This window comes from Haloplanus sp. HW8-1 (assembly GCF_023703795.1).
GTDB lineage: Archaea > Halobacteriota > Halobacteria > Halobacteriales > Haloferacaceae > Haloplanus > Haloplanus pelagicus.
In genome coordinates this window covers 2,890,526-2,913,391 of sequence record NZ_CP098518.1, presented here as the reverse complement: position 1 = coordinate 2,913,391, position 22,866 = coordinate 2,890,526, and the positions used below count along the sequence as shown (strand labels likewise).

General features: G+C 68.9%; 25 protein-coding genes. 12 read left to right on the top strand and 13 right to left on the bottom strand.

All coding sequences use genetic code 11. The features are described 5' to 3' along the window. Positions 1-15 precede the first annotated feature (15 nt). Together NBT82_RS15165 and NBT82_RS15160 are read left to right on the top strand one after the other, a co-directional pair. A complete protein-coding gene (locus tag NBT82_RS15165; protein WP_251331300.1) occupies positions 16-1,035 on the top strand; it encodes an anthranilate phosphoribosyltransferase in 1,020 nt (339 codons plus the stop codon). After that, positions 1,032-1,367 (top strand): ferredoxin, encoded by a 336-nt coding sequence (locus NBT82_RS15160; protein ID WP_251328946.1) that lies wholly within the window; start codon positions 1,032-1,034, stop codon positions 1,365-1,367. The genes NBT82_RS15165 and NBT82_RS15160 overlap by 4 nt, the downstream gene beginning before the upstream one ends. Here NBT82_RS15160 and NBT82_RS15155 read toward each other — a convergent pair whose 3' ends face one another. Next, positions 1,368-2,027, bottom strand: coding sequence for a precorrin-2 dehydrogenase/sirohydrochlorin ferrochelatase family protein (locus NBT82_RS15155; protein WP_251328945.1), 660 nt, complete (start codon positions 2,025-2,027; stop codon positions 1,368-1,370). Positions 2,028-2,105: 78 nt separating this feature from the next. Between NBT82_RS15155 and NBT82_RS15150 the strand changes: the two genes are divergently transcribed. Further along, positions 2,106-2,459, top strand: a complete 354-nt coding sequence (locus NBT82_RS15150) for a TFIIB-type zinc ribbon-containing protein (protein WP_251328944.1) — start codon at positions 2,106-2,108, stop codon at positions 2,457-2,459. A gap of 4 nt (positions 2,460-2,463) precedes the next feature. On the opposite strand, the gene NBT82_RS15145 is transcribed toward NBT82_RS15150, so the two are convergent. The 4 genes from NBT82_RS15145 to NBT82_RS15130 form a co-directional block, all read right to left on the bottom strand. Further along, on the bottom strand, positions 2,464-2,790 hold the full coding sequence (locus tag NBT82_RS15145; RefSeq protein ID WP_251328943.1) for a DUF8062 family protein: 327 nt from the start codon (positions 2,788-2,790) through the stop codon (positions 2,464-2,466). Positions 2,791-2,990: 200 nt separating this feature from the next. Then, positions 2,991-4,709 (bottom strand): formate--tetrahydrofolate ligase, encoded by a 1,719-nt coding sequence (locus NBT82_RS15140; RefSeq protein ID WP_251328942.1) that lies wholly within the window; start codon positions 4,707-4,709, stop codon positions 2,991-2,993. Between the two features lie 82 nt (positions 4,710-4,791). Continuing rightward, positions 4,792-5,319 carry a KEOPS complex subunit Cgi121 gene (gene cgi121, locus NBT82_RS15135; protein WP_251328941.1) on the bottom strand — a complete coding sequence of 176 codons (528 nt, stop codon included), beginning with the start codon at positions 5,317-5,319 and terminating at the stop codon, positions 4,792-4,794. Next, positions 5,316-7,604, bottom strand: coding sequence for an ATP-dependent DNA helicase (locus NBT82_RS15130; RefSeq protein WP_251328940.1), 2,289 nt, complete (start codon positions 7,602-7,604; stop codon positions 5,316-5,318). The genes cgi121 and NBT82_RS15130 overlap by 4 nt, the downstream gene beginning before the upstream one ends. A 168-nt stretch (positions 7,605-7,772) precedes the next feature. Here NBT82_RS15130 and NBT82_RS15125 point away from each other — a divergent pair, with 168 nt between their 5' ends. From NBT82_RS15125 to NBT82_RS15110, 4 genes are all read left to right on the top strand, one after another. Further along, a complete protein-coding gene (locus NBT82_RS15125; protein WP_251328939.1) occupies positions 7,773-8,006 on the top strand; it encodes a DUF8001 family protein in 234 nt (77 codons plus the stop codon). Positions 8,007-8,064: 58 nt separating this feature from the next. Next, positions 8,065-8,442: a helix-turn-helix domain-containing protein gene (locus NBT82_RS15120; protein ID WP_251328938.1), complete on the top strand. Its 378-nt coding sequence runs from the start codon at positions 8,065-8,067 to the stop codon at positions 8,440-8,442. A gap of 40 nt (positions 8,443-8,482) precedes the next feature. Next, positions 8,483-9,742, top strand: a complete 1,260-nt coding sequence (gene thrC, locus NBT82_RS15115) for a threonine synthase (RefSeq protein WP_251328937.1) — start codon at positions 8,483-8,485, stop codon at positions 9,740-9,742. Positions 9,743-9,862: 120 nt separating this feature from the next. Then, positions 9,863-10,000, top strand: coding sequence for a hypothetical protein (locus tag NBT82_RS15110; RefSeq protein ID WP_251328936.1), 138 nt, complete (start codon positions 9,863-9,865; stop codon positions 9,998-10,000). 61 nt (positions 10,001-10,061) lie between these two features. On the opposite strand, the gene NBT82_RS15105 is transcribed toward NBT82_RS15110, so the two are convergent. After that, positions 10,062-10,367: a hypothetical protein gene (locus tag NBT82_RS15105; protein WP_251328935.1), complete on the bottom strand. Its 306-nt coding sequence runs from the start codon at positions 10,365-10,367 to the stop codon at positions 10,062-10,064. A 175-nt stretch (positions 10,368-10,542) separates the two neighbouring features. On the opposite strand from NBT82_RS15105, the gene NBT82_RS15100 reads away from it, so the two are divergent. Continuing rightward, the gene (locus NBT82_RS15100; protein WP_251328934.1) at positions 10,543-10,851 is read left to right on the top strand and encodes a hypothetical protein; all 309 of its coding nucleotides are present in this window, start codon (positions 10,543-10,545) and stop codon (positions 10,849-10,851) included. On the opposite strand, the gene serA is transcribed toward NBT82_RS15100, so the two are convergent. After that, a complete protein-coding gene (serA, locus tag NBT82_RS15095; RefSeq protein ID WP_251328933.1) occupies positions 10,848-12,479 on the bottom strand; it encodes a phosphoglycerate dehydrogenase in 1,632 nt (543 codons plus the stop codon). The two genes, NBT82_RS15100 and serA, sit on opposite strands and share 4 nt — an antisense overlap. Before the next feature lie 25 nt (positions 12,480-12,504). Continuing rightward, positions 12,505-13,545, bottom strand: coding sequence for a sensor histidine kinase (locus NBT82_RS15090; RefSeq protein WP_251328932.1), 1,041 nt, complete (start codon positions 13,543-13,545; stop codon positions 12,505-12,507). A gap of 104 nt (positions 13,546-13,649) precedes the next feature. On the opposite strand from NBT82_RS15090, the gene serB reads away from it, so the two are divergent. Further along, positions 13,650-14,288, top strand: a complete 639-nt coding sequence (serB, locus tag NBT82_RS15085) for a phosphoserine phosphatase SerB (RefSeq protein ID WP_251328931.1) — start codon at positions 13,650-13,652, stop codon at positions 14,286-14,288. Between the two features lies 1 nt (position 14,289). Here serB and NBT82_RS15080 read toward each other — a convergent pair whose 3' ends face one another. After that, positions 14,290-15,585: an O-acetylhomoserine aminocarboxypropyltransferase/cysteine synthase family protein gene (locus tag NBT82_RS15080; RefSeq protein ID WP_251328930.1), complete on the bottom strand. Its 1,296-nt coding sequence runs from the start codon at positions 15,583-15,585 to the stop codon at positions 14,290-14,292. Between the two features lie 157 nt (positions 15,586-15,742). Between NBT82_RS15080 and NBT82_RS15075 the strand changes: the two genes are divergently transcribed. Continuing rightward, positions 15,743-16,639 (top strand): hypothetical protein, encoded by an 897-nt coding sequence (locus NBT82_RS15075; RefSeq protein WP_251328929.1) that lies wholly within the window; start codon positions 15,743-15,745, stop codon positions 16,637-16,639. Between the two features lie 27 nt (positions 16,640-16,666). Here the strand turns inward: NBT82_RS15075 and metX are convergent, their stop codons facing one another. Both metX and NBT82_RS15065 read right to left on the bottom strand, forming a co-directional pair. Then, positions 16,667-17,890 carry a homoserine O-acetyltransferase MetX gene (metX, locus tag NBT82_RS15070; RefSeq protein WP_251328928.1) on the bottom strand — a complete coding sequence of 408 codons (1,224 nt, stop codon included), beginning with the start codon at positions 17,888-17,890 and terminating at the stop codon, positions 16,667-16,669. Continuing rightward, positions 17,887-19,155, bottom strand: a complete 1,269-nt coding sequence (locus NBT82_RS15065; protein WP_251328927.1) for an O-acetylhomoserine aminocarboxypropyltransferase/cysteine synthase family protein — start codon at positions 19,153-19,155, stop codon at positions 17,887-17,889. The genes metX and NBT82_RS15065 overlap by 4 nt, the downstream gene beginning before the upstream one ends. A gap of 144 nt (positions 19,156-19,299) precedes the next feature. On the opposite strand from NBT82_RS15065, the gene NBT82_RS15060 reads away from it, so the two are divergent. Both NBT82_RS15060 and NBT82_RS15055 read left to right on the top strand, forming a co-directional pair. Next, complete coding sequence (locus NBT82_RS15060; protein WP_251328926.1) at positions 19,300-19,911, top strand: hypothetical protein; 612 nt, start codon at positions 19,300-19,302, stop codon at positions 19,909-19,911. Between the two features lie 66 nt (positions 19,912-19,977). Then, positions 19,978-21,087, top strand: coding sequence for a pyridoxal-phosphate-dependent aminotransferase family protein (locus tag NBT82_RS15055; RefSeq protein ID WP_251328925.1), 1,110 nt, complete (start codon positions 19,978-19,980; stop codon positions 21,085-21,087). A gap of 17 nt (positions 21,088-21,104) precedes the next feature. On the opposite strand, the gene NBT82_RS15050 is transcribed toward NBT82_RS15055, so the two are convergent. Then, complete coding sequence (locus NBT82_RS15050) at positions 21,105-21,929, bottom strand: ABC transporter permease subunit (RefSeq protein ID WP_251328924.1); 825 nt, start codon at positions 21,927-21,929, stop codon at positions 21,105-21,107. Continuing rightward, a complete protein-coding gene (locus NBT82_RS15045) occupies positions 21,926-22,849 on the bottom strand; it encodes an ABC transporter ATP-binding protein (protein WP_251328923.1) in 924 nt (307 codons plus the stop codon). Before NBT82_RS15045 ends, NBT82_RS15050 begins: the two co-directional genes overlap by 4 nt. Positions 22,850-22,866: the final 17 nt, after the last annotated feature.

Here is a 22,866-nt window from a genome sequence, read left to right as displayed (position 1 = left end):
CCGCTCAAGCGTCTGATGACCGAGGTGGTCGGCTCCGGGACGAAGTCCGCGGAGGACATGACCCGCGCCCAGGCGAGCGAGGCGATGGAGCGCATTCTCGACGGTGACCCGGACCCGACGACGCTCGGCGCCTTCTGGCTCGCCAACCGCTGGAAGCACAACACTGGAACCGAACTCGCCGCGTTCGTCGACCGGATGTGCGACCGCGTCGAGTACGCGACCCCCGACGCCGACCCCGTCGACTGCGGCGCCAACTACGACGGCAAGGGCCGGTCGGCCATCCTGGGCGTCGCCGCCGGCGTCGTCGCCGCCGCCGCGGGGACGCCCGTCGTCGCCCACTCCGGCGACCGGGTCCCCACGCAGAAGCAGGACACGTACAAGCACGTCCTCGACGAACTCGGCGTCGCGACCGACCTCACGCCGGCCGAGTCGGCCGACGCCGTCGACGACGTCGGCTTCGGCTTCTACTACCAGCCCGCGTTCAACCCCGCCGTCGACGCCCTGTTCGACCGCCGGGAGCAGATGGGCGTCCGTACCTTCGTCAACACCGTCGAGACGCTCGCCAACCCCGCCGGCGCGAGCGTCCACCTCGGCTCCTTCTATCACCTCGCCTTCGCGAAGAAGGTCGTCGAGACGTTCGAAGAGAGTGCGTTTCACGACCTCGATCGCGTCGTCATGTTCCAGGGGATGGAGGGGTACGACGACATCCGCCCGGGCTACACGAAGGTCGCGGACTGGCGGGCGGACGGCGCCTTCGAGGATTACGAGATCGAGACCGCCGAGTACGGCATGGACTTCGAGACGGAGGACCTGCAGGTGCCCGACGTGGCCGAAGACAGTGCTCGGCTCACCCGCGAGGTGGTCGCGGGCGACCGCACGGACCACTGGGCCGACGCCGTCGCGCTCAACGCCGCCGTCCGGATCTACGCCGGCGACGACGCCGACTCGCTTTCGGCGGCCCTCGACGCCGCCCGCGCCGCCATTTCGGACGGGTCGGCCGCGGCCGTGCTGGCCGACCTGCGGGAGTGGGGATGAGCGACGACGTCCTCCGCCCGAGCGACGTCGGCGACGCCGACGCGCCGCCGGTCGACGAGAAACCGTACAAGATCATCTTCGAGGCGAACAAGTGCATCGGCACCGGGAAGTGCGCCGAGGTGTCCGCGAACTGGGACCTCGACCTCGACACCGGACTGGCGCGCCCGAAGACGTACTACGTCGACGCGACGGCGCTAGATCACAACGTCCGCGCCGCCGAGGTCTGTCCGGCGAAGAAGGGCAGCGGCGTCATCCACGTGATCGACCGCCGCACCGACGAGGAGATCGCACCCGATCCCGAGGGCGACGGGACGCTCAGCGTCGACTGGTAGTTACGGCGAGCGCCAGTCGTCGAGAACCCCGTCGACCGCCCGTGTCGCGACCTCACGGACGCGTTCCTCGCTGTCTCCCTCCCTGGCAGCCGACCACACCGCCGGCTCGTTCGCGACGGCCCGAACCGCGTCGCGCCGGGCGTCCGGTTCGATTTCCCGTCCTTTCAGTTCGTCCCGTAGCTCGCTCACGACGGTCGCCACCGTCCCCGCTCCGTCGACGACGCCCTCCAGTTCCCGTCGCAGGTGGCGGCTCACCGCCGGGCTGGTGCCACTCGTCGTGACCGCGACGCCCACGGGGTCGTCCTCGACGGTCGCGGGGACGACGACGCTTCCGGGCTCCCGGGCGCCGGCGCGGTCGGCGCGGTTGACGAGGACGCCCGCCTCGTGGGCGTACCGCTCGACGGCGGCGTTGAACGCGTCGTCGTCCGTCGCTGCGACGACCAGCGCGGGGTCGGCCCGAGTGATCCACGCCGGCACGTCCTCCGGATCGGGCGTGGCGCGGACGAACTCGCTTCCCCCGAAGTCGGCGTCCACGAAGGCGGGACTGACGACGACGACCCGGGCCTCGCGGGCGAAGCGGCGAGCCTTCCGGGCGCCGACGGGACCGCCGCCGAACACCACCACCACCGCGTCGTCGAAGTCGTGGACGAGCGGGATCACGGTCGATCCTCGTGGTCGGCGGTGAAAAGTCGTCCCCCACACCCGAACCGTTTTGCGCTCGACTTCGTATCCGAACCCATGCTCGGACGGGTATTTGGATGGCTCGGACTGGGGGACGCCGACGCCGACGCTAACGACGACGCCGACCTGGATTGGTCCGCCCCGAGCACCGAGTACGGCGGCGACGGACCGCGCCGTCGTTACACCTGCATGGAGTGTGGTGCGACCGTCGAGGGCGACGGCCCCGACCGCCAGATCGAGTGTCCGGACTGCGGGACGGTCTATAAGCGAACCCTCGTCCCGGACCACGCGATCTGTCCGGCGTGTGAGGCACGCATCGACGACGCCGCGTTCTACCCGGAGACGCGCCGGGACACCGAGTTCGCCGACTGCGGGGCGTGTGGCTACCGGTGGGAGAGCGATCCGCGGTGAGGGCTCACTCCGTGCCCTCGATCAGCGTCGTCTCGCCGTCCTCGGCGTGACGGAGCGTCACGTCGTGGCGCGTGTGGCGGGCGTGGGTTCGTGCCCAGCGACGCGCGGCGGACTCCGAGAGCCGTTCGACGCCGTCCGGACAGCGCCGACAGACCGCCCGCCAGGTCGCCACGCCGTCGGGGTAGTGGCCGGTGTGGCGTTCGTGATCGAGTGCGAACTGCTCGACGGCGCGGTTCCCGGCCATCAGTTCGTCGAGTTCGTAGGACAGGTCCCACTCCCGACCACACCGTTCACAGGAGACCGTGGGAGCGTCGTCGATCCGGTCTGACACGCGCCCACGTACGTGGCCGACGCTCTTGAACGATCCGAAAGGGAAGGGGGAGAGCGATCGCGACGGCCGTCGCGGTCGGATGTCCACCGGTACGACGATCGAACGACCGGCGTATGGGTGCCTCCACTGTCCGGCGGACATGATAACACTGGGGTCGGGCTGAGGTAATCTTTTTCCTTCGGACGGCCGGGACCGCGGATCTAGAACAGCCCGCTGATGTTACCGTCCTCGTCTACGTCCATCCCCTCCGCAGCGGGCGTCTCGGGCAGGCCGGGCATCGTGAGTACGTCGCCCGTGAGGACGACGACGAAGCCGGCGCCGGCGTCGGGATAACACTCGCGCACCGTCAGCGTCCAGTCGAGCGCCGGGGCGCCCTTCCGGGTCGGGTCGTCGGTCGTCGAGTGTTGGGTCTTCGAGAGACAGACCGGCATGTCGCCGTAGCCCTGTTCGTCGAGGCGTTCCAGGTCGTCTCGGGCGTCGTCGGTGAAGTGGACGTCGGCGGCACCGTACACCTCGGTGGCGACCGTCCGGATCTTCTCGGTCAGCGATTCGTCGGTGTCGTACAGGGGTTGGAAGTTCCCCCGATCGCTGTCCGCGAGGTCCGTCGCCGTCTCGGCGAGTTCCGCGGCGCCCGCGCCACCCTCGGCGAAGGCGTTCGAGACGACGACGGGGTAACCCTCCCGCTCACAGTGGTCGACGATGGCTTGGATCTCCGCGTCGGTGTCGGTCGGGAAGCGGTTGACCGCGACGACGAAGGGAACGCCAAACTGCTCGATGATGCCGGCGTGGTGATCGAGGTTCGTCATCCCCGCTCGCACCGCGTCCGGATCCGGCTCTTTCAGTTCGTCGTAGTCGACCGGCCACATGTCCTTGCCGTGGTATTTCATGGATCGCACGGCGGTGGTCAGGACGGTGGCGTCGGGCGCGACGCCGTGACGCGAGACGATGTTGCCGAACTTCTCGAAGCCGAGGTCGGCGGCAAAGCCCGCCTCGGTGACGAGGTAGTCGCCGAGCGCGAGGCCGAGTTTGTCCGCCACGAGGGAGTTCGTCCCGTGGGCGATGTTGGCGAACGGTCCGCCGTGGACGAACGCGGGCGTCCCCTCGATGGTCTGGACGAGGTTCGGTCGCAGGGCGTCTTTCAGCAGCATCGCCATCGCCCCCTCGATGCCGAGGTCGGCGACCGTGACGGGCTCACCCGTCGAGTCGTAGGCGACGATGGTCCGCGAGAGGCGCTCTTTCAGGTCGGCCAGCGAGTCGGCCAGACAGAGCACCGCCATCACCTCGGAGGCGGCCGTGATCTGGAATCCCTCCTCGCGGGGCGGGCCGTTGCTCGACCCGCCGAGGCCGACGACGACGTCGCGGAGCGCGCGGTCGTTCATGTCCAGCGCGCGCTCCCAGCTCACCTCGTCGACGTCCACGTCGAGGTCGTTGCCGTAGTGGATCTTGGTGTCGAGCGTCGCGGAGACGAGGTTGTGTGCCGTCGTCAGCGCGTGCAGGTCGCCCGTGAAGTGGAGGTTGATGTCCTCCATCGGAAGCACCTGCGAGTGGCCGCCGCCCGCGGCGCCGCCCTTGATGCCGAAGACGGGTCCGAGCGACGGTTCGCGTACGGCGACGACGCCGTTCTCACCGATGTGGTCGATCCCCTGGCCCAGGCCGACCGTCGTGACGGTCTTGCCCGCCCCCTTGGGCGTCGCGGTCGTCCCCGTCACGAGGATCAGTTTCCCCTCGTCGGCGTCCGACAGCGTCCGCTGGATCGCGTCCTGTTCGATCTTCGCGATCCCGTCCCCCTGCGGGTCGAGGTCGTCCCGCGAGAGACCGAGGTCGCCGGCGACGTCCGCGATCGGCCGCGTCTCCGTCGCTCGCGCGATCTCCATGTCCGTCGGTGCTCCGTCGTCGTCGTCGGATTCATCACCAGTCATCCTGCGGAGATACACGGCACCTCACCATGTAAGCGGCGGGGGCGATTGTCTCACCGTTTTTTATACGCTATCCGTCACGGCGTCACTTCTCTACGTCCAGCAGCGCCACGCGCTCGCACACTAGGTCGGCGATGTCGCCCTCGACGGCGTCGAGTTCCGCATCCGTCACGTCGAAGAAGGACCGTACCCGTTCGGCGTCGATCGACGACAGCGTCGGCGTCGGATCGAGAGGCAGGCGGTCACGGAGGGCGGCCGCTGCCTTCGTCTCTGTCCCGTCCGCCGCGTCCCTGCCTTCGCCCCCTTCCCCGGCGTCGACCACCACGGCGACTGGCGTCCGCCCCTCGCTCACGCCCATCGCCAGCGCGTCGTCGATCTGGCGGCGCCCCGCGGCGTACAGGAGGATCTCGACGCTCCGTTCGCGGGCGACGTTCTCGCCGCGGTCGAACGCCCGGTCGGCCAGTTCGACCGCACGCTCCAGGTGACGCCGGCCGACCAGGTAGCGCGCGTCGAACGCCTGGATCGTGACGCCGTACTCCTCGGCGACGGCGTCGAGGGTCGCCAGGAGGTCGTCGAGGTCGTCGACCACGGCGACCCCCTCGATCACGATCACTCGAAATCACCCAGGCTGGCCTGCTGGTCGGCGCCGCCCGTGCCGCCGGTCGCATCGGCGTTTCCAGCGCCGTCCTCGCCCTCGCGCCCGCCGTCGACCGACCCTTCGGCGGCGCTCACGCCCTCCATCGAGGCGTCCTGGCGGCCGGCGTTCTCCAACACGCGCTCGGCCGTCCCTTCGCGGCCCCGGAGCGCGCCGAGGACGACCGACTTCTCCGCCTCGCGGAGGTCGGCCCGCGACTCGACGCCCGCCTCGAACAGCCGGCGGGCACGCTTACGACCCACGCCGCGCACGTCCGTCAGATCCAGCAGTTCCTCGCGCACGCCGTCGGCGACGCGCTTTTTCGCCTCGCGCACCGCCACGACCGAGTCGAGTTCCAGTTCGACTGCGAGCCGTTCGGCCGCACCGAGCAACCACTCCGCGGTGTCGACTTTCCCACGAACGTCACCGGGGCCGACGCCGTACCGCTCCGTGATGCGGTCCTCGTCGAGTTCGCTTGCCCAGTCCTCCAACAGTTTGGCCGTCTTGAGCGCCGACAGCCACTCCTCGAAGCGCACGTCCTCGAACTCCGAGGGGACGCGGCCGAGGAACTCGGACTCGCGTTCGTAGCAGAGTTCGGTGTAGGTCTCGCGGTCCCCCGACTTCAGGTAGAGTTCGTACATGTCGGGCGTCCGGCAGACGAGGTGATAGAGGCCGAGCGCCGTGGGGTCGTCGCCCGCCTCGTCGGCCGCGCGCAGGCCGTCGACGATTTCGGCCGCGCTCATCGGGTCGAGGTAGAGCCGCGAGACGGTGTGACCCAGACTCGTCGCCGCGAGTTCGTCACCCGACCGCTCGACGAAGTCGTTGGCGACGAGATACTCGATCACGCTGTCGACGACCGACTCCAAGCGCTCGGTCGTGTCGCTCTGGGCCGCGTACAGCGTCCGGTCGAGAAAGTCGAGGAGGCCGTCGCGGCTGCGGGCGAACCCGGAGGCGACCGTCGCCAAGAGGTGGGTCCGCATCGCCGGCTCCCGGGCGAGTTTCGACTGCACCGGCTCCGGGTCGGCGTGAACGTACCGGTCGAACAGTTCGTCCATGGTGTCGTGGTCCTTCGCGAGTAGGACCGCTTCGCCGTAGGGGTCGAGCCCCGGCCGTCCAGCGCGGCCGAACATCTGGTGGACCTCCAGTACGTCGAGGGGTTTCATGCCGCCGAACTCGCCGTCGTACCGGCGCCAGTCGCGGACGATCACCCGGCGGCTGGGGGTGTTGACCCCCGCCGCGAGGGTGGGCGTCGCACAGATGGCCTTCAGCAACCGATCGCGAAAGGCGTCCTCGACGAGCGATCGGTGCTCCGCGGAGAGGCCGGCGTGATGGAAGGCCGCCCCCTTCCGGACCACCGCCGCGAGGTCCTCACTGGTCTCGGTGTCCGAGACGCCCGCCACTTCGTCGGCCAGTTCCGCGAGTTCGTCGCGTTCCTCGTCGGTGAGGTGGCGTTCGGTCACGTCGGCCTGTCGCCGAGCCGCGGCCTCCGCGTTCCGGCGGGAGTTGACGAAGACGAGCGACGAACCGCCCTCGTCGAGGGCATCGTCGACGAGTGCGGCCGTCGGCCGCTCGCCCCGCCCCACGGGCACCTCGCGTTTGTCGCCGTCGTCGAAGGTGAGGGCGTCGCCGTAGTGAACGCCGGTCCGGAGGTCGACCGGCCGCCAGTCCGACGCGACGAGTCCGGCGTCCAGCCAGTCGGCCACCTCGTCGGCGTTGTCGACGGTCGCCGAGAGGGCGACCACCTGCAGGTCGGGGTTGACGCGCCGAAGTTTCGCCAGCGTCACCTCCAGGGTCGGCCCCCGGTTCGGGTCGTCGACGAGGTGGACCTCGTCGGCGACGACGCAGGTGAGGTCGTCGATCCACGGCGCGCCGTTGCGCACCAGCGAGTCCACCTTCTCGCTCGTCGCGACGACGATGTCCCGCGAGGCCAGCCACTCCTCGCTGGACTCGTAGTTGCCCGTCGAGATGCCCACGTCGACGTCGAAGTCGCTCCAGCGCTCGAACTCGGCCTTTTTTTCGCTGGCGAGCGCGCGCAGCGGGACGACATAGAGGGCTTTGCCGCCGCGCTCGACGCTCGACAGCATGGCGAGTTCCGCCACGAGGGTCTTGCCGCTGGCCGTCGGCACGCTCGCGACGACGCTCGCTCCCTCGGTGACGCCGGCCTCGACGGCCGCGGCCTGTGGTGGGTAGAGCTCCTCGATCCCCGAGTCGACGAGGAACTCGGGAACGCCCGGCGGCAGACCGGGCACGTCCGTGGGGTTCATCGGTCGGTGGCTCTTGGCGCGGCCCGGCGGTTAGGCTTTCGGGTCGGGTCGGGGCACCCCCACCGCCCCAGTCATCCCCCGCACTCGGCGGGTACCACCTCTCGGCTGCCGAGTCGACCCCGTCCCTGTTCGTGGACGCTTTGTCCCTGGCCGTTCGACGTGTCACCGATGTCCACGCTCACGATCGAGGCCGGCGAACTGACGGTCAGCGAGATTCTCGACGCCCTCGAAGACGGACAACGGGTCGTCGTCAGCGTCGAGATGCTCGGCGGCGTCCACGAGGTGACGCTCCGTCACGACGGCACCACCTACTACTGTGATACCCCGACGACGCTCCACAAGCACGGCTCGGTCGACGAGATGCGGACCTGCATCGAGCGGATGGGGTACGGCCGGGCCTGAACGGTGACACGCGACGGCAGCCCCGCAGTTTTAACGTCGCCCGCGGTCAACGGACGGTATGTCCGACGCCCCCGACATCGAGGAGCTCGTCGGCGTCGAGGAGCCGAGCTTCCAGCACGTCCTCTCCTGTGTTTTCGGCATTCAGGACCACGAGAGTCGGACGTACCTGGTCTTGCTCGACAACCCCGGGAGTACGGTCGCGGAACTCGCGGCGGAACTCGACCGCGACCGGAGCAACGTCAATCGGTCGCTGACGACGCTCCTCGAGAAGCAACTGGTCGAGCGGGAACGGCGCCTGCTCGATCCCGGGGGGTACGTCTACCAGTACACCGCGACGCCGCTCCCAGAAGCCAAAGAGCTGATGCACCGCACCCTCGACGGGTGGGTCGAGCACGTCCACGACGCCATCGACGACTTCGGGACGGAGTCGGCCTGAACCCGCCCCGTTTTTGCCTCCGCGGTCCGTTCACTCGCCAATGAGTCTCGACCTGACCGCGGCCACCCCGGCGGCACCGACGGCAGCCGCCGACGGCGTCTGGCTCGCCTGCATCGAGTGTGGCGAGACGTTCGCTCCCTTCTCGTCGATCCGGTACACGTGCGATCACTGCGACGGGCTCCTCGAAGTCCGCTACGCCGATCCACCGACCTTCGACGACTTCGAGGGTCGCGGCGTCTGGCGCTACGCCGCCGCGCTCCCCTTCGAGGAAGGGGTGTCCCTCCCCGAAGGCGCGACGCCGCTCCACCACGTCCCTCGGCTGGAGGAGGCGGTGGGCGTCGAGCGCCTCCGAATCAAACACGAGGGGATGAACCCCACGGGGAGTTTCAAGGATCGCGGCATGACCGTCGGCGTCCGCGTCGCGAAGGAACTCGGCGTCGGCCGCCTCGCCTGTGCCTCGACCGGCAACACCAGTGCGGCGCTCGCGGCCTACGGCGCCCGCGGCGGGATGCAGACGCTCGTGCTCCTCCCGGCGGGCAAGGTCGCTGCCGGCAAGATCGCCCAGGCCGCCCTCCACGACGCCCGCATCCTCGAGGTCGACGGAAACTTCGACGACTGCCTCGACATCGTACAGGACCTCGCCGCCAAGGGTGAGGCGTACCTGCTCAACTCGCTCAACCCCTTCCGGCTGGAGGGACAGAAGACCATCGGGCTGGAGATCCTCGAGGAGTTCCACGACGACCACGGCACGTATCCGGACCGGATCGTCCTCCCGGTCGGCAACGCCGGCAACACCTCGGCGCTCTACAAATGCTTCCGCGAACTCGTCCAGAGCGGGGCGCTCGCCCCGGCGGACGTGCCGAAACTGACCGGCGTGCAGGCCGAGGGGGCGGCCCCGATGGTCGAGGCCATCGAGGAGGGCACCGACGGGATCCGTCGGTGGCCCGAGGTCGAGACCATCGCCACCGCCATCCGCATCGGCAACCCGGTGAACGCGCCGAAGGCGCTGCCGGGGATCCGGGCGACGGGCGGGACCGCCGTCGCCGTCGCCGACGAGGCGATCACCGACGCCCAGCGAGCGCTCGCGGCCGAGGGCGTCGGCGTCGAACCCGCCTCGGCGACCTCCATCGCGGGGCTCCGCAAACTCCGCGAACGCGGCGTCGTCGAGGACGACGAGCAGGTGGTCTGTCTCACCACGGGTCACCTGCTGAAGGACCCGGACGCCGCCTTCGCCGCCGGCAACGATCCCGAACCCGTCCCGAACGACACCGACGCCGTCCTCGAACACATCGCCGAGTAGGTCGTTCGGGCATCGACCGCCGACCGTTTTACGCCGCCGCCCCGAACGGTGGCGCCCGTCCGGTCGTGGCTGGACCCCGACCCACCGACGGTGTTATCGCTGTAGTAGGCAATAACATACATGGCACAGAAAACCAGACGGACTCCGACGGCCGACGCCGAGTACGAACGGCTGTTCCCGGACTGGGTGTATCAGGTCCCGGGATTCCTTCTCATTCTCTTCGGCTTCGGCGGCGTCCTGTTCGTGACCTTCGCCTGAGGGACCCGTCGGTCCGGCGGTGCGTCGACAACCGATCACGCCGGACACCGGGGCCGCGTCTTCAGGCGCCGATCTCGGGATCGGCCGCCGGGTCGTCGAAGCCGGCGAGCCGATACGGGCGCGAGTCGGTGCAGTCCTCGTGGGCGGCCGCCAGGTCTCCGATCGCCAGATCGTACCGGTGGACGAAGTCCTCGTAGTCGTCGGCGTTCGCGACGGCGTCGAGCAGTTCGTCGGCGGTCAGGTCCGTGGCTACCGCCTCGCGGAACGTCGCCGCCTTCTCCGCGGCCGCGGCGGCCGTCTCGGCGTCGGCGCCGAACCGTGACTGGAACCCCTCGGCGACCGTCGACTGGAAGTCGTCGTCGCTCATGGTCGGATGGTCGGTCCGCTACCTATAGGAACCTTTCCAAGTCACTTTCCGTCCGAGCGCGCGCGGCCCCGCGATCCGGTGTGAGAACGATTCCGGACGCCGCTCCGTGCGTCGCGGTGCCGGTCGGACGACCGTCTGACGGGGGTTTTTACTGCCATGTGAAAAAGTACCATACATGGTTCCGAGCGGCCTTCCGACCGGGACGGTGAGTAGCGGTCGCGACGGGCCGTCGGCGTCGCGTGACGCCACCGACGCCGACCCTGACGCCCGTACGCGCATCGCCGAACTGGAGCGGGAAAACGAGGCGCTCCGTGCCGCGGTCGAGAAACAGCGCCGCGAGAACGAGCGGATCGTCGAGCGCTACGAGCGTTTGCTCGAACAACAGCGGGACGCCGAGGAGTCGACCGACGACGACGACGCGGTGTCGCCGCCCGAGACGACGCCCGGCGCCCTCCGGCGGATCGCCGGCTTCCTCGGGCTCTAGTCGTCCGCAGTCCCGGTGTCCGCCTCGGCCGTCTCCTCCTCGTCCTCGCCGTCCCCGAGCGTGATGCCCTTCACCTCGATGATGCGCTCGTCGGCACGGATCTCTGCTGCGACGTCCTCCGGGACCGGTTCGTCGAGGTTGTACACCGTCATCGCCTCGCCGCCGAGTGTCTCGCGGCCGTTGAACATCCCCGCGATGTTGATGTCGTTGTCGCCGAGGACGGTCCCGATCAGGCCGAGCACGCCGGGTCGGTCGTAGTTCCTGACGACGAGCATCTGTCCGTGGGGGACGGCGTCGACGCGGTAGCCGTCGATGCGGACGATCCGGGGATCGTCGCCGGTGAAGAGGGTGCCACACACGCCGATCTCGTCGGTGCCGTCGCCGACGACGACGGTCACGAGGCTCTGGAAGTCCTCGCTCCGGCGGGTCTTCTCCTCGGTCACCTCGATCCCCCGTTCCTCGGCGATCTTCGGGGCGTTGACCGCGTTCACCTGCCACTCCAGGGGCTCGAACACACCCTTGAGGCCGCTCGCGGTGACGAACTCGACGTCCTCGTCGGCGATGTCGCCCTCGTAGCGCACCCGAACCTCAGAGATGCGGCCGTCGAACATCTGTGCCGCCACCTTGCCCGCGGTTTCCGCGAGTTCGACGTACGGCTGAACGCGGGGGAAGGCGCTCTCATCGATCGAGGGGGCGTTCAACGCGTTCACGACGGGTTCGTCGTTGAACGCCGCGACCATCTGATCCGCGATGCTCGTGGCGACGTGTTCCTGGGCGGCCTCCGTCGAGGCGCCGAGGTGGGGCGTGACGACCACGTCGTCGACGGCCAACAGCGGGTTGTCCGGCGAGATGGGCTCGTCGGCGAACACGTCGATGGCCGCCCCGTCGAGGGTGCCGTCTTCCACCGCCGCCGCGAGCGCCGTCTCGTCGACGACGCCGCCGCGCGCGCAGTTGACGACGTAGCCGCCACCCATCAGCGCGAGTTCGTCCGCGCCGATCATCCCTTCCGTCTCCGGGGTCAGTGGCGTGTGGACCGTCAGGAAGTCCGCCCGCTCCACGCAGGCCTCGAACTCGACGAGTTCGGCGCCGAGTTGGTCGGCGCGTTCCTGTCCGATATATGGGTCGTACGCGACGAGTTCCATGCCGAGCGAGCCCAGGCGCTTTGCGACCTCCTGGCCGACCCGCCCGAGCCCCACGATGCCGAGCGTCTTGCCGTTGAGCTCCGTTCCGAGGTAGTCGCTTTTCGCCCACTCGCCGGCCCGCAACCGGACGTGTGCCTGTGGGATGGAGCGGGCGGTGGCGAAGGCCATCCCGACGGTGTGTTCCGCCGCCGCCCGGACGTTCCCCTCGGGCGCGTTGGCGACGATGACGCCGTGGTCGGTCGCGGCGTCGATGTCGATGTTGTCGACGCCGATGCCCGCCCGTCCGACGATGATCAGGTTCGGCGCCGCCTCGAACACCGCCTCGGTCACGTCCGTCCCCGACCGCACCACGAGGGCGTTGGCGTCGGCGACGGCGTCCAGCAGGTCGTCCCCCGCGATGTCGTACGCGGTCACCACCTCGTGGCCCGCCTCGCGAAGGCGGTCCAGCCCTGCGTCGGCGATCGGGTCCGTGACGAGTACCTTCATACTCGAATCGACCCGAGGACGGCTGTTAAGGGTTTCCAAACGCGTCTTCGGTTCGGCGTGGTGCCGGCAGCCGGATATCGATCCGGGCGCCGTCCTCGCGGTCCGTCACCGTTACCTCGCCGTCGTACCGCTGGGTCAGTGTCACCACGAGATACTGCTGGAACCGGAGGACGCCGCTGTCGGTGTCGATGGCCTCCGGATCGACCGCCTCGACGGGTGGCTCGTCGGCGTCGTCGTCGACGGTCAGGACCACGCTCCCGTCGGTGCGGGTCGCGCCGATCCGGATCGTCACGCCGTCCTCGCCCGCCCGGTCGACCGCCTGCACGAGCAGTCCCTCGATCAGCACGTCCAGCGCGTCGTCCGCGAGCACCGGACAGGGTTCGGGCACCTGATCCACGAGACGGACGTCCGCGTTCAGGTTCGCACGTGCCTTCCGGACTGCGGTCGCGAGATCGACCGGCCAGCACGATCCCTCGCTCGAGAGCAGCGCCCCCAACTGCTGGACGTGGCGTGCCATCCGCCGCCCCGTGTCACCGATCATCGCCGCGTTCTCGTCGTCGGTGCGCTCCGCCAGCAGGTCCGCCCGGCCGACGATCACCTGGGCGGCGTTCAACACGTAGTGGCGCAACAGTTCGTTCAGGAAGTCGATCCGTTCGCGCTCACGCCGCAGCGTCCGCTCGCCCTCCCGCCACCGCGCGTTGCTCGTCCCCAGCCACAGCCCCGCGAGCGCGCCGACGGAGGTGAGGATGGGCACGACCGCCCCGAACGCGAGGGTCGCGGCGGCGAGGTGGACGAGCGTCACGATCCACAGGGCGACCACGACCATGCCCGCGACGACCGAGAGCGTCCACGCCGTCACCACGGCCGTGAACCGTGGCGGCCGTCGGCGCGCGTACGCTACCCCGGCGTAGGTAACGCCGGTAAACAGGAGGATGGGAACGGCCCCCTCCAGCAGCGCCGCCGCCCGGTCGGTCGCGACGAGTAGGCGCAAGGCCGGGACGGAGCCGAGGCCGAGGCCGGTCATCGCGAGCGACCAGCGCTTCAGCGGGCCGGGGATGTCGAACATGGCCAGGGTGATTCACTTCGTATCCCCCGACGGCACGCTTATAAACGTTGTCGCGACCAGATCGGGGTCGGGGGATTCAAACCTCCGGCCGGCGACGGGCCGATATGCGACTCGTCGCCTTCGACTTCGACGGCACGCTCTCGGACTCCGAGATGACGGTCCTGCTCGGCGAGCAGTGTGGCGTGGCCGACCGCATGGCTGACGTTACCGAACGAGCGATGAACGACGAACTCAGCTACGCGGAGAGCCTGCGCGAACGCGCCGCGCTGCTGGAGGGGTTGGCGATCGACCGCGCCGACGAGGCGTTCGGTCGGGTGCGCCTCCGCTCGGGCGCGGCCGACCTGCTCGCCCGTCTGAACGACGCCGGCCACCACACGGCCATCCTCACCGGCGGGTTCGAACGCGGCGTCGAGCGCGCCCTCGCGCGGGAGGGAGTTGAGGTGGACACCGTCGTCGCCAACCGACTCCCCGCGAGCGGTGATCGCCTCACCGGCGCTGTCGAGGGGCCGCTGATCGAGGGCACGAAAGACGAGGCACTGGAGACGCTGGCCGCCGACCGTGACCTGCCGCTGTCGCGGACCGTCGCCGTCGGCGACGGCGCCAACGACCTCCCGATGCTCGAAGTCGCCGGCCTCGCCGTCGGCTTCCTCCCCAAGCCCGCGGTGCGGCCGGCCTGCGACGTGGTGGTGGCGTCGATGGATCGGCTGGAACGGGTGTTCGAGGAGCGCGGCCTGCTCGGGTGAGCTACGTCGCGGCGTCGATGGCCCGATCCAGGTCGGCGACGATGTCCTCGACGTCCTCCAGGCCCACCGAGAGGCGGACCATGTCGGGCGTGACACCCGCCGCTTCCTGTTCCTCGTCGGTCAACTGCTGGTGGGTGGTCGAGGCGGGGTGGATGACGAGCGTCTTCGCGTCGCCCACGTTCGCCAGCAGGGAGGCGAGTTCGACGTTGTTCACGGTGCCCTTCGCGGCCTCGTAGCCGGCCGAGAGACCGAACGTGATCATGCCACCGTAGCCGCCGTCGAGGTACTCGCTCGCCGTCGCGTGGGTCTCGTGCGATTCGAGGCCGGGGTAGTTCACCCACGCGACCGCGGGATGGTCGTCGAGGAACTCCGCGACGGCCATCGCGTTCTCGCAGTGGCGGTCCATCCGCATCGGGAACGATTCGAGTTTCTGGAGGGTGACCCAGGCGTCGAACGGCGACTGGGTGTTGCCGAGGTCGCGCAGGCCGCGGGCGATGGCCGCGTAGGTGAAGCCCGCGGGGGCGAACGTCTCGTGGAAGTTGACGCCGTGGTAGGCGGGGTTCGACTGCCCGATTTCGGGGTAGTCCTCGGCGTACTCGCCCCAGTCGAAGGTGCCGCCGTCGACGAGGACGCCGCCGACGGTCGACCCTGACCCGTGGAGCCACTTGGTCGTCGAGTCCCAGACGAGATCCGCGCCGTGTTCGAGCGGCCGACACAGGTACGGCGTGGCGAACGTGTTGTCGACGAACAGCGGGACGCCGTTCTCGTGGGCGATGTCCGCGATCCGTTCGATGTCCGGCGTGATCAGGGCGGGGTTGCCGATCGTTTCGAGGTGGACGTACGCGGTGTCCTCGTCGATGGCCTCGGCGTAGGCGTCGTAATCGAGGGTGTCGACGAACCGGGTCGTGATTCCGCGGCGCTCGACGGAGTGGGTCAGATACGTGTAGGTCCCCCCGTACAGCGCCGACGCGGTGACGATGTTGTCCCCCGCCTCGGCGAGCAGGAAGGTCGCGAGGTCGAGTGCGGCCATGCCCGAGGCGGTGGCGGCGGCGCCGACGCCACCCTCCAGCGAGGCCAGCCGCTCCTGGAGGGTGCCCACGGTGGGGTTCATCAGCCGCGAGTAGATGTGACCCTCCTTCTCGAGGGCGAACTGCCCGGCGGCGTCGTCGGCGTCGTCGAAGACGTACGACGTGGTCTGGAAGATCGGCGGCGCGCGCGCACCGGTCGAGGGGTCTGGCTCCTGGCCGGCGTGCAAACTTCGCGTGTGGAATCCGGGTCCATCTTCGTCGTCTGCCATGCTCGGTGATTCGGTTCCCGCGGCGTAAAACCGACGGGCAGGTGCAGGTCCTGCCGGTGTCTGTGACCGGAATCATCCCGCCTGCCCCCGCCCTTCGTAGCTCCCGACGAAAAAATAATGTGAGTTGACATCTATTCACCGTCGAACGCGAACGCGAATGCCCAACAACGTCGCGAACACCGCCGAAATCACACGAAATCTCGCCTATCGAACGCTGATTTGGGTCGGGGCGTGGCTTCGTGCGTTCGAGAGTGTTCTCCTCGTTCCGCTGCTCGTCGTGGTCGTGTGGTATCTCGTTATCGGCGCCGCGTCCCTGTTCGGCGCGCGGGTCACGAGGGGGTTCGTCGAGGCCGTCGTCGTGGGAATCGCCGTCGACCTGCTCAAGTTGGGAGTGTTCTCGACACTGCTCGTGTTGTTCGTGAAGGCCTCGGTACGCCTGAAGGTCGAACTGGAGACGGTCTGGAACGTCTTGGTGCCGAGATACGAGGGACACGCCGGGATGGAGCGAACGTACGACGAGCGGTCGCTGTTCACGGAGGGATACCTCCCGGAGTCGAAGATACGCGACGCCGAACTCGAAATCATGGCCGCTCGCTCGCGTGCCCTCTTCGGCTATTCGCTGGTCGCGTACGCCGCCGTCAAGGTCGCCGTCTCGGCGATCGGCGAAGCCGCCGTCGTCGCCCACGTCGGGACGGTGTTCGAGCGCAGTACGTCGTCCCAGTTGCTGTTCGCGCTCGTCGGCGTACCGATCCTCTTTGCCAATATGGTCCACGAACTCCGGTTTTCGGTCTATCTCTCCCCCGACGTGGCGGTCTTTCTCGTCGCCATCGGTATCCCCTCGGTCCCGTTCGTCCTCGGGCTACGGAATCGGATCTCGTATTACCGATACCGCCGCGTCAACCGTGTTCTGCACTGCGGGGCGTCGGTTCTGCTCGCGGAGTGCAGACGGGCCGCCCTTCTCGGTTCGAAACTCCTCCTCGGCATGCTGCTGTTACTCCTCGGCTCCCTCTCGGTCGTCGCGTTGGCCCACGCCGCGGAGTTCCTGTTTCGGTGATCGACCGGGGTGGGCGATCCGCGACCCTCACCCGCCGAACAGCGAGTTGTGGACGGGCGCGAAGTCCTCCTCGTCGTCGTCCTCGTCGTCCTCGGCGGTGTCGTGGATGGCACGCCCCGTCAGGCCGTCCGCGAGGAAGTCACGGAGCGGCGGGCCGACCTTCTCGGGTTCGACGAGGAAGGCGTCGTGGCCGTGGTCCGACTCGATCACGTGGTGGGCGACGGGGACCCCCGCCGTCCGGCAGGCCTCGGCCAGCGACTCGGACTGGGCGACGGTGAAATGCCAGTCGCCGGTGAAGGACACGAGCAGCGTCTCGCCCTCGAAGGCGGCGAGGGCGTCGGCGTCCCCCTCGTACCCCTCGCTGAGGTCGTAGTCGTCCATCGCGCGGGTGAGGTAGAGGTAGGTGTTGGGATCGAACCGATCGACGAACTTCTCGGCCTGGTAGTCGAGGTAGGACTCGACCTCTCGATACGGGAAGAAGGCGGCGGCGCGATCGGCGGGGAAGGAGCGCACGGCGTCCCGGCCGGCCGCCCGGCGGCCGAACTTCTCGCGCATCGACGTCTTCGAGAGGTACATCACGTGGCCGATCTGTCTGGCGAGCGCGAGGCCCTCCGTCGGCGTCTCGCCGCCGTAGTAATCCCCGCCCTGCCAGTCGTCGTCGGTGGTGATGGCCCGGCGGGCGATGGCGTCGAGGGCGAGACACTGGGCGTCGAGACGCGCCGCCGCGGCGACGGGGACGATCCGCGCCACGTCGTCGGGGAACTGCACCGCCCAGTCGAGGACGTTCATGCCGCCGGCGCTCCCGCCGACGACGGCGTGCAGACGCCCCACGCCCAGGTCGTCGAGCAGGCGTCGCTGGGCCCGTGTCCAGTCGCCGATCGTCACGGGCGGGAAGTCGGTGCCCCACGGCTCGCCCGTCTCGGGGTTCTCCGCGGGCGGCCCCGACGAGCCATAACAGGACCCGGGGACGTTCGCACAGACGACGTAATACTCCGTGGTGTCGATGGCCTTGCCGGGGCCGACGATGTCGTTCCACCACGCCCGCGCCTGGCCCGCGGTGTCGGCTACCCCGGCGCTGGCGACGTTCTGGCTGCCGGTGAGCGCGTGACAGATCAGGACGGCGTTGCTCCCCTCCTCCGTCGCCTCGAAGTCGCCGTAGGCCTCGTAGGCGACCTGCAGGTCGTCGATGGACTCCCCGCATTCGAAGGTGAACTCCCCGAGGGCCCGCGTGCCGCTCTCGACCGACGTCATCGCAGCCCTCGATCCAGGTCGGCGGTGATGTCCTCGGCGTCCTCTAAGCCTACGGAGAGGCGGACCATGTCGGGCGTGACGCCCGCCGCCCGCTGTTCGGCCTCGCTCAACTGCGAGTGGGTGGTCGATGCGGGGTGGATCACCAGCGTCTTCGCGTCGCCGATGTTCGCGAGGAAACTCGCCAACTCGACGGTCTCACACAGTCCCTTCGCGGCGTCGAAGCCGTCGGCGGGGCCGAAGGTGATCATGCCGCCGTAGCCGCCGTCGAGATACTCGCTCGCGTTCTCGTGGGTCTCGTGTGTGTCGAGACCGGGGTAGGCCACCCACTCGACCGCGGGGTGGTCGTCGAGGAACGCGGCGACGGCCTCGGCGTTCTCGCAGTGGCGCTCCATCCGGAGCGGGAGCGTCTCCAGACCCTGCATCGTGACCCAGGCGTCGAACGGGGACTGGCCGTTGCCGAGGCTCCGCAGCGAGCGGTAGCGCGCGGCGGCCGCGAAGGCCCGGTCGCCGAACCGCTCGGTGAAATCGAAGCCGTAGGCGGGGTTCTCCCCCGCGAGTTCGGGGTACTCGGCATCGGGGTGGTCCCAGGGGAACGTGCCGCCGTCGACGAGGATCCCCCCGAGCGTGGTGCCGGAGCCGTGGATCCACTTGGTCGTCGACTCCCAGACGACGTCGGCGCCGTGTTCGAGCGGCCGACACAGGTACGGCGTGGCGAAGGTGTTGTCGACGAAAAGCGGGGCGCCGTGCTCGTGGGCGATGTCGGCCAGTCGCTCGAAGTCCGGCGTCACCAGCGACGGATTGGCGAGCGTCTCGACGTGGACGAACGCGGTGTCGTCGTCGACGGCCTCGGCGTACGCGTCGTAGTCGAGCGTCTCGACGGGGCGGAACTCGATTCCCCGGCGCGAGGCCATCTTCGAGAAGTACGTGCTGGTCCCGCCGTACATGTCCGCCGAGGCGACGACGTTGTCGCCCGCCTCGGCGAGGATGCTCGTCGCGGCGTCGAGAGCGGCCATCCCCGACGCGGTGGCGACGGCGTCGGTCCCGCCCGAGAGCGAGGCCAGTCGGCGTTCGAGGGCCCGCACCGTCGGGTTCGAGAACCGCGAGTAGATGTCGTCCTCGACGTCGAGGCTGAACCGCGCCGCGGCGTCGTCGGCGTCGTCGAAGACGTACGACGTGGTCTGGTAGATGGGCAGCGCACGCGCGCCCGTCGCCGGATCCGGCTCCCCCCCGGCGTGGAGGCTTCGGGTGTGAAAGCCGTCGGTCATGTGTACAGCGCATATTCCTGGAAGAACTTATAACCGGTAGTTACGTCACCGGGGACGACGTCGCCGCCAGGCCTGGCTCCCGGACCGACCGTGGATAAAGTGTACTCTCGACAATATTTAGACGATCGAGTGAGACGTTCACCCATGAGCGGCGACGATCCCTTCTCCGAGGTCGACCCGGTCGATCCGGCGGACGACGACCGCCTCGAAGCCGAGCGACGGGAACTGGAGCAACGCAAACGCGGCCTCGCGGACTTCGCCGACGAACTCGACGAGCGCGAGGCGGAACTCGACGAACGCGAGCGCACCCTCCGGAGCCGACACGAGGAGTTGGACGAGCGGGAGACCGAACTCGACGACAGGGAACGGCGGATCGAGGAACGCGAGTCGAACCTCGACGATCGGGAGGTCACGATCGAGAACCGCGAGCGCGAACTCGCGACCCGTGCCGACGAACTCGACGAAAAAGAACGGACGCTCCAGGAGTACGTCGACGACGGCATCCGCGAGACGGTCCGGGAGGCCGTTTCGGAAGCGACGGTCGGCGACGACACACCGCACCGACTCGGGACCATCGGTAGCCTCATTCTCGGCCTCGTCGGCGTCACGCTCATCGTCGGCGGCGTGCTCTACGGGTTCGCCGACGAGATTGCGCTGATCCCCCTCCTGTTCGCCAACGACGCGGCGAACCTCGGCGTGACGGTCCTCCTGCTTTTCAGTGGTCTCGCCGCCAACCTCGCGGCGGTGGCCGACTGAGCCCCGATCGGCATCAAAAGGACCATGCCGTCCCGCACCACGCTATACCGTACCCGAGTGGTGCCCATGACGAAGCAACGCGAATACACGGACGACTACCCCGACAAGACCCTGTACATTCCCGGCCCGACCGAGGTGCGCGAGGACGTCACCGAGGCGATGAGCCAGCCGATGTTCGGCCACCGCATGGACCGGATGACCGATCTCTACACGACCATCGTCGAGGACACGAAGGACTTCCTCGGCACCGACAACGACGTGATCGTCCTCACCGCCTCCGGGACGGCGTTCTGGGAGGCGTCGACGCTCAACCTCGTCGAGGACCGGATGCTGGTCCCAACGTGTGGCAGTTTCAGCGAGCGTCACGCCAACGTGGCCGAGCGACTCGGCAAGGACGTCGATCGACTGGAGTACGAGTGGGGGGCGGCCGTCAAACCCGACGACGTCCGCGCGGCGATCGAGTCGGCCGACGCCGACTACGACGTCGTCACCTGCGTGATGAACGAGAGTTCGACCGGCGTCCGGAACCCGATCGAGGAGATCGGCGACGTCGTCGCCGAGTATCCGGACACCTACTTCGTCGTGGACGCGGTATCGGCGCTGGGCGGCGACTACGTCGACATCGACGCCCACGGGATCGACGTCATCTTCGCCTCGACCCAGAAGGCCTTCGCGATGCCCCCCGGCCTCGCGGTCTGTGTCGTCAGCGAGGACGCCTACGAGCGCGAACTCGCCACCGATTCGGCGTCGTGGTACGGCGGGTTCCAGCGCTGTCTGGACTACTACGACCGGAAGGGTCAGACCCACTCGACGCCGGCCATCCCCGTCATGCTGGCTTACCGCGAGCAGATGACACACATGCTGGAGGAGGGCCACCGCGAGCGGGCCCGCCGCCACCGCGAGATGGCCGAGTACACCCGCGACTGGGCGCGCGAGCACTTCGACCTCTTCCCCGAGGCGGGCTACGAGTCGCTGACGGTGAGCTGCATCGAGAACACGCGGGGCATCGACGTCGCGGCGACCATCGACGCCGTCGCCGAGCGGTACGACATGGTCTTCTCCAACGGCTACGGGGCGATCGGCGAGGAGACGTTCCGGATCGGTCACATGGGCGAACACACCGTCGAGAGCATCCGGGCGCTGACCGACGCCATCGAGGACGTCGCCGGCCTCTGACGGCGCTCACGCCCCGCCTACAGGTCGGCCTCGCGGAACCACAGGAGGCCGAGCAGGGGCGGGACGAGGATCCACAGTACCAGCATCAGCGTCGCCGACACCTGCATGTTCACGTCGCCCTGGGTGAACAGGCCACCCTGCAGGAACGCGTTCGAGACGGTCTTGAACGACCCCGTCGGGTTGATGAGCGTCAGCATCCGCAACACCTGCTGTCCCGTCAGGGGGAGCCACGACGGCCCGCCGCCCATGCCGAGATAGAGTTGGAGCGGGAATCTGACGGCCCCCCACAGCGGGACGAAGAGGAAGTAGATGCCGATGGCGCCGGCGACGGCCCGTCGACTGGACGACGCGGCCGCCGAGAAGCCGACCGCGATGCTGACGAAGACGACACCGAGGATCGCCGTCAACAGCGTGTAGCCGACATAGGAGATCGCGTCGAAGGTGATGGGTGGGGCGACGAGGAGGATCACCGCGGGCAGGAGAAACCCGACCGCGATGGGCCCAGCGATGGCGCCCGCCCGCCCGATCACCTTCCCGAACACCACGTCGGCCCGCGAGTGGGGCAGGGAGAGCAGGAGCTTCAGCGACCCCGATTCCCGCTCGCCCACGACGGCCTTGTACGCGACGACGAGCGCCAGCAACGGGACGAGCGTCGTCACCAGTGCGTCGCGGACGACCAGCGAGTTGAGGACGGCGTTCGAACTGATCGTCTCACCCGGCTCTGGCCGGACGAGATACGCCGCCAGCGACACCAGCAGCACGAACAGCGCCGACAGGCCCGCCACCCACCGCGACCGGATGGCGTCCTCGAAGTCCTTGCGCGCGACGGCGGACCAGGTCATGCCGACACCTCCCCTTTCTCGCCCTCGGTGTACGCGAGAAACAGGTCCTCCAGGGAGGTCTCCTCGGTTTGGAAGTCCTTGACCGTCACGCCAGCCTCCTCCAGTGCGGCGATGACCGCCGTCTTCGCGTCGGGATCGCAGGCGACGGTCACCGTCTCGCCGTCGGCGGTCGCACTGCTCACGCCGCCGAGTGCCCGCACGCCGTCGAGTTCCGACTCGTTCGCCGCGTCGACGGTGATCGACAGGGTCTCGCCCTCGTCGACGGCCTCGCGGAGCCCCTCGATGCTGTCCTCGGCGACGAGTTCGCCCGCGCGCATGATCCCCACGCGGTCACAGACGGCCTCGACCTGTCCCAACACGTGACTGGAGAAAAAGACCGTCGTGCCGCGGTCGGCCTCCGAGCGGACGATGTCGCGCATCTCGCGGGCGCCGCCCGGATCCAGTCCGGAGGACGGTTCGTCGAGGATCAGCAGGTCGGGCTCGCCCACCAGCGCCATCCCGAGGACGAGTCGCTGGCGCATCCCCTTGGAGTAGTCACCGGCCTTGCGGTCGGCCGCGTCCGCGATGCCCACCCGTTCGAGCACCGCCTCGGGATCGTCCGCGGTTTCCTTCGACCGCATGGCGAATTCGACGTGCTTGCGCCCCGTGAGACGGTCGTAGACGTCGTACCCCTCCGGGAGGACGCCCGTCCGCCGTCGCACTGCGACACTCTCCTGCCCGGCGTCCATATCGAGGACGCGCACTTCGCCGGACGTCGGGCGGACGAAATCGAGCAACATGTTGATGGTCGTCGACTTCCCCGCCCCGTTCGGTCCGAGGAAGCCGAACACCTCGCCCTCGGGGACCGTGAGGTCGAGGTCGGCGACGGCGGTGACGTCGCCGAACCGTTTGGTCACGCCGTCGAGTTCGATTGCGGTCATGGGGACCCGTTGGACCA

What these genes read in the sequence shown, in the direction of transcription:
- NBT82_RS15165 (WP_251331300.1), top strand. Translation starts at nt 16, where the DNA reads ATGACCGAGGTGGTCGGCTCCGGGACGAAGTCCGCGGAGGACATGACC.
- NBT82_RS15160 (WP_251328946.1), top strand. Translation starts at nt 1,032, where the DNA reads ATGAGCGACGACGTCCTCCGCCCGAGCGACGTCGGCGACGCCGACGCG.
- NBT82_RS15150 (WP_251328944.1), top strand. Translation starts at nt 2,106, where the DNA reads ATGCTCGGACGGGTATTTGGATGGCTCGGACTGGGGGACGCCGACGCC.
- NBT82_RS15140 (WP_251328942.1), bottom strand. Translation starts at nt 4,709, where the DNA reads ATGACTGGTGATGAATCCGACGACGACGACGGAGCACCGACGGACATG.
- NBT82_RS15130 (WP_251328940.1), bottom strand. Translation starts at nt 7,604, where the DNA reads ATGAACCCCACGGACGTGCCCGGTCTGCCGCCGGGCGTTCCCGAGTTC.
- NBT82_RS15125 (WP_251328939.1), top strand. Translation starts at nt 7,773, where the DNA reads ATGTCCACGCTCACGATCGAGGCCGGCGAACTGACGGTCAGCGAGATT.
- NBT82_RS15120 (WP_251328938.1), top strand. Translation starts at nt 8,065, where the DNA reads ATGTCCGACGCCCCCGACATCGAGGAGCTCGTCGGCGTCGAGGAGCCG.
- thrC (WP_251328937.1), top strand. Translation starts at nt 8,483, where the DNA reads ATGAGTCTCGACCTGACCGCGGCCACCCCGGCGGCACCGACGGCAGCC.
- NBT82_RS15110 (WP_251328936.1), top strand. Translation starts at nt 9,863, where the DNA reads ATGGCACAGAAAACCAGACGGACTCCGACGGCCGACGCCGAGTACGAA.
- NBT82_RS15105 (WP_251328935.1), bottom strand. Translation starts at nt 10,367, where the DNA reads ATGAGCGACGACGACTTCCAGTCGACGGTCGCCGAGGGGTTCCAGTCA.
- NBT82_RS15100 (WP_251328934.1), top strand. Translation starts at nt 10,543, where the DNA reads ATGGTTCCGAGCGGCCTTCCGACCGGGACGGTGAGTAGCGGTCGCGAC.
- serA (WP_251328933.1), bottom strand. Translation starts at nt 12,479, where the DNA reads ATGAAGGTACTCGTCACGGACCCGATCGCCGACGCAGGGCTGGACCGC.
- NBT82_RS15090 (WP_251328932.1), bottom strand. Translation starts at nt 13,545, where the DNA reads ATGTTCGACATCCCCGGCCCGCTGAAGCGCTGGTCGCTCGCGATGACC.
- serB (WP_251328931.1), top strand. Translation starts at nt 13,650, where the DNA reads ATGCGACTCGTCGCCTTCGACTTCGACGGCACGCTCTCGGACTCCGAG.
- NBT82_RS15080 (WP_251328930.1), bottom strand. Translation starts at nt 15,585, where the DNA reads ATGGCAGACGACGAAGATGGACCCGGATTCCACACGCGAAGTTTGCAC.
- NBT82_RS15075 (WP_251328929.1), top strand. Translation starts at nt 15,743, where the DNA reads ATGCCCAACAACGTCGCGAACACCGCCGAAATCACACGAAATCTCGCC.
- metX (WP_251328928.1), bottom strand. Translation starts at nt 17,890, where the DNA reads ATGACGTCGGTCGAGAGCGGCACGCGGGCCCTCGGGGAGTTCACCTTC.
- NBT82_RS15065 (WP_251328927.1), bottom strand. Translation starts at nt 19,155, where the DNA reads ATGACCGACGGCTTTCACACCCGAAGCCTCCACGCCGGGGGGGAGCCG.
- NBT82_RS15060 (WP_251328926.1), top strand. Translation starts at nt 19,300, where the DNA reads ATGAGCGGCGACGATCCCTTCTCCGAGGTCGACCCGGTCGATCCGGCG.
- NBT82_RS15055 (WP_251328925.1), top strand. Translation starts at nt 19,978, where the DNA reads ATGACGAAGCAACGCGAATACACGGACGACTACCCCGACAAGACCCTG.
- NBT82_RS15050 (WP_251328924.1), bottom strand. Translation starts at nt 21,929, where the DNA reads ATGACCTGGTCCGCCGTCGCGCGCAAGGACTTCGAGGACGCCATCCGG.
- NBT82_RS15045 (WP_251328923.1), bottom strand. Translation starts at nt 22,849, where the DNA reads ATGACCGCAATCGAACTCGACGGCGTGACCAAACGGTTCGGCGACGTC.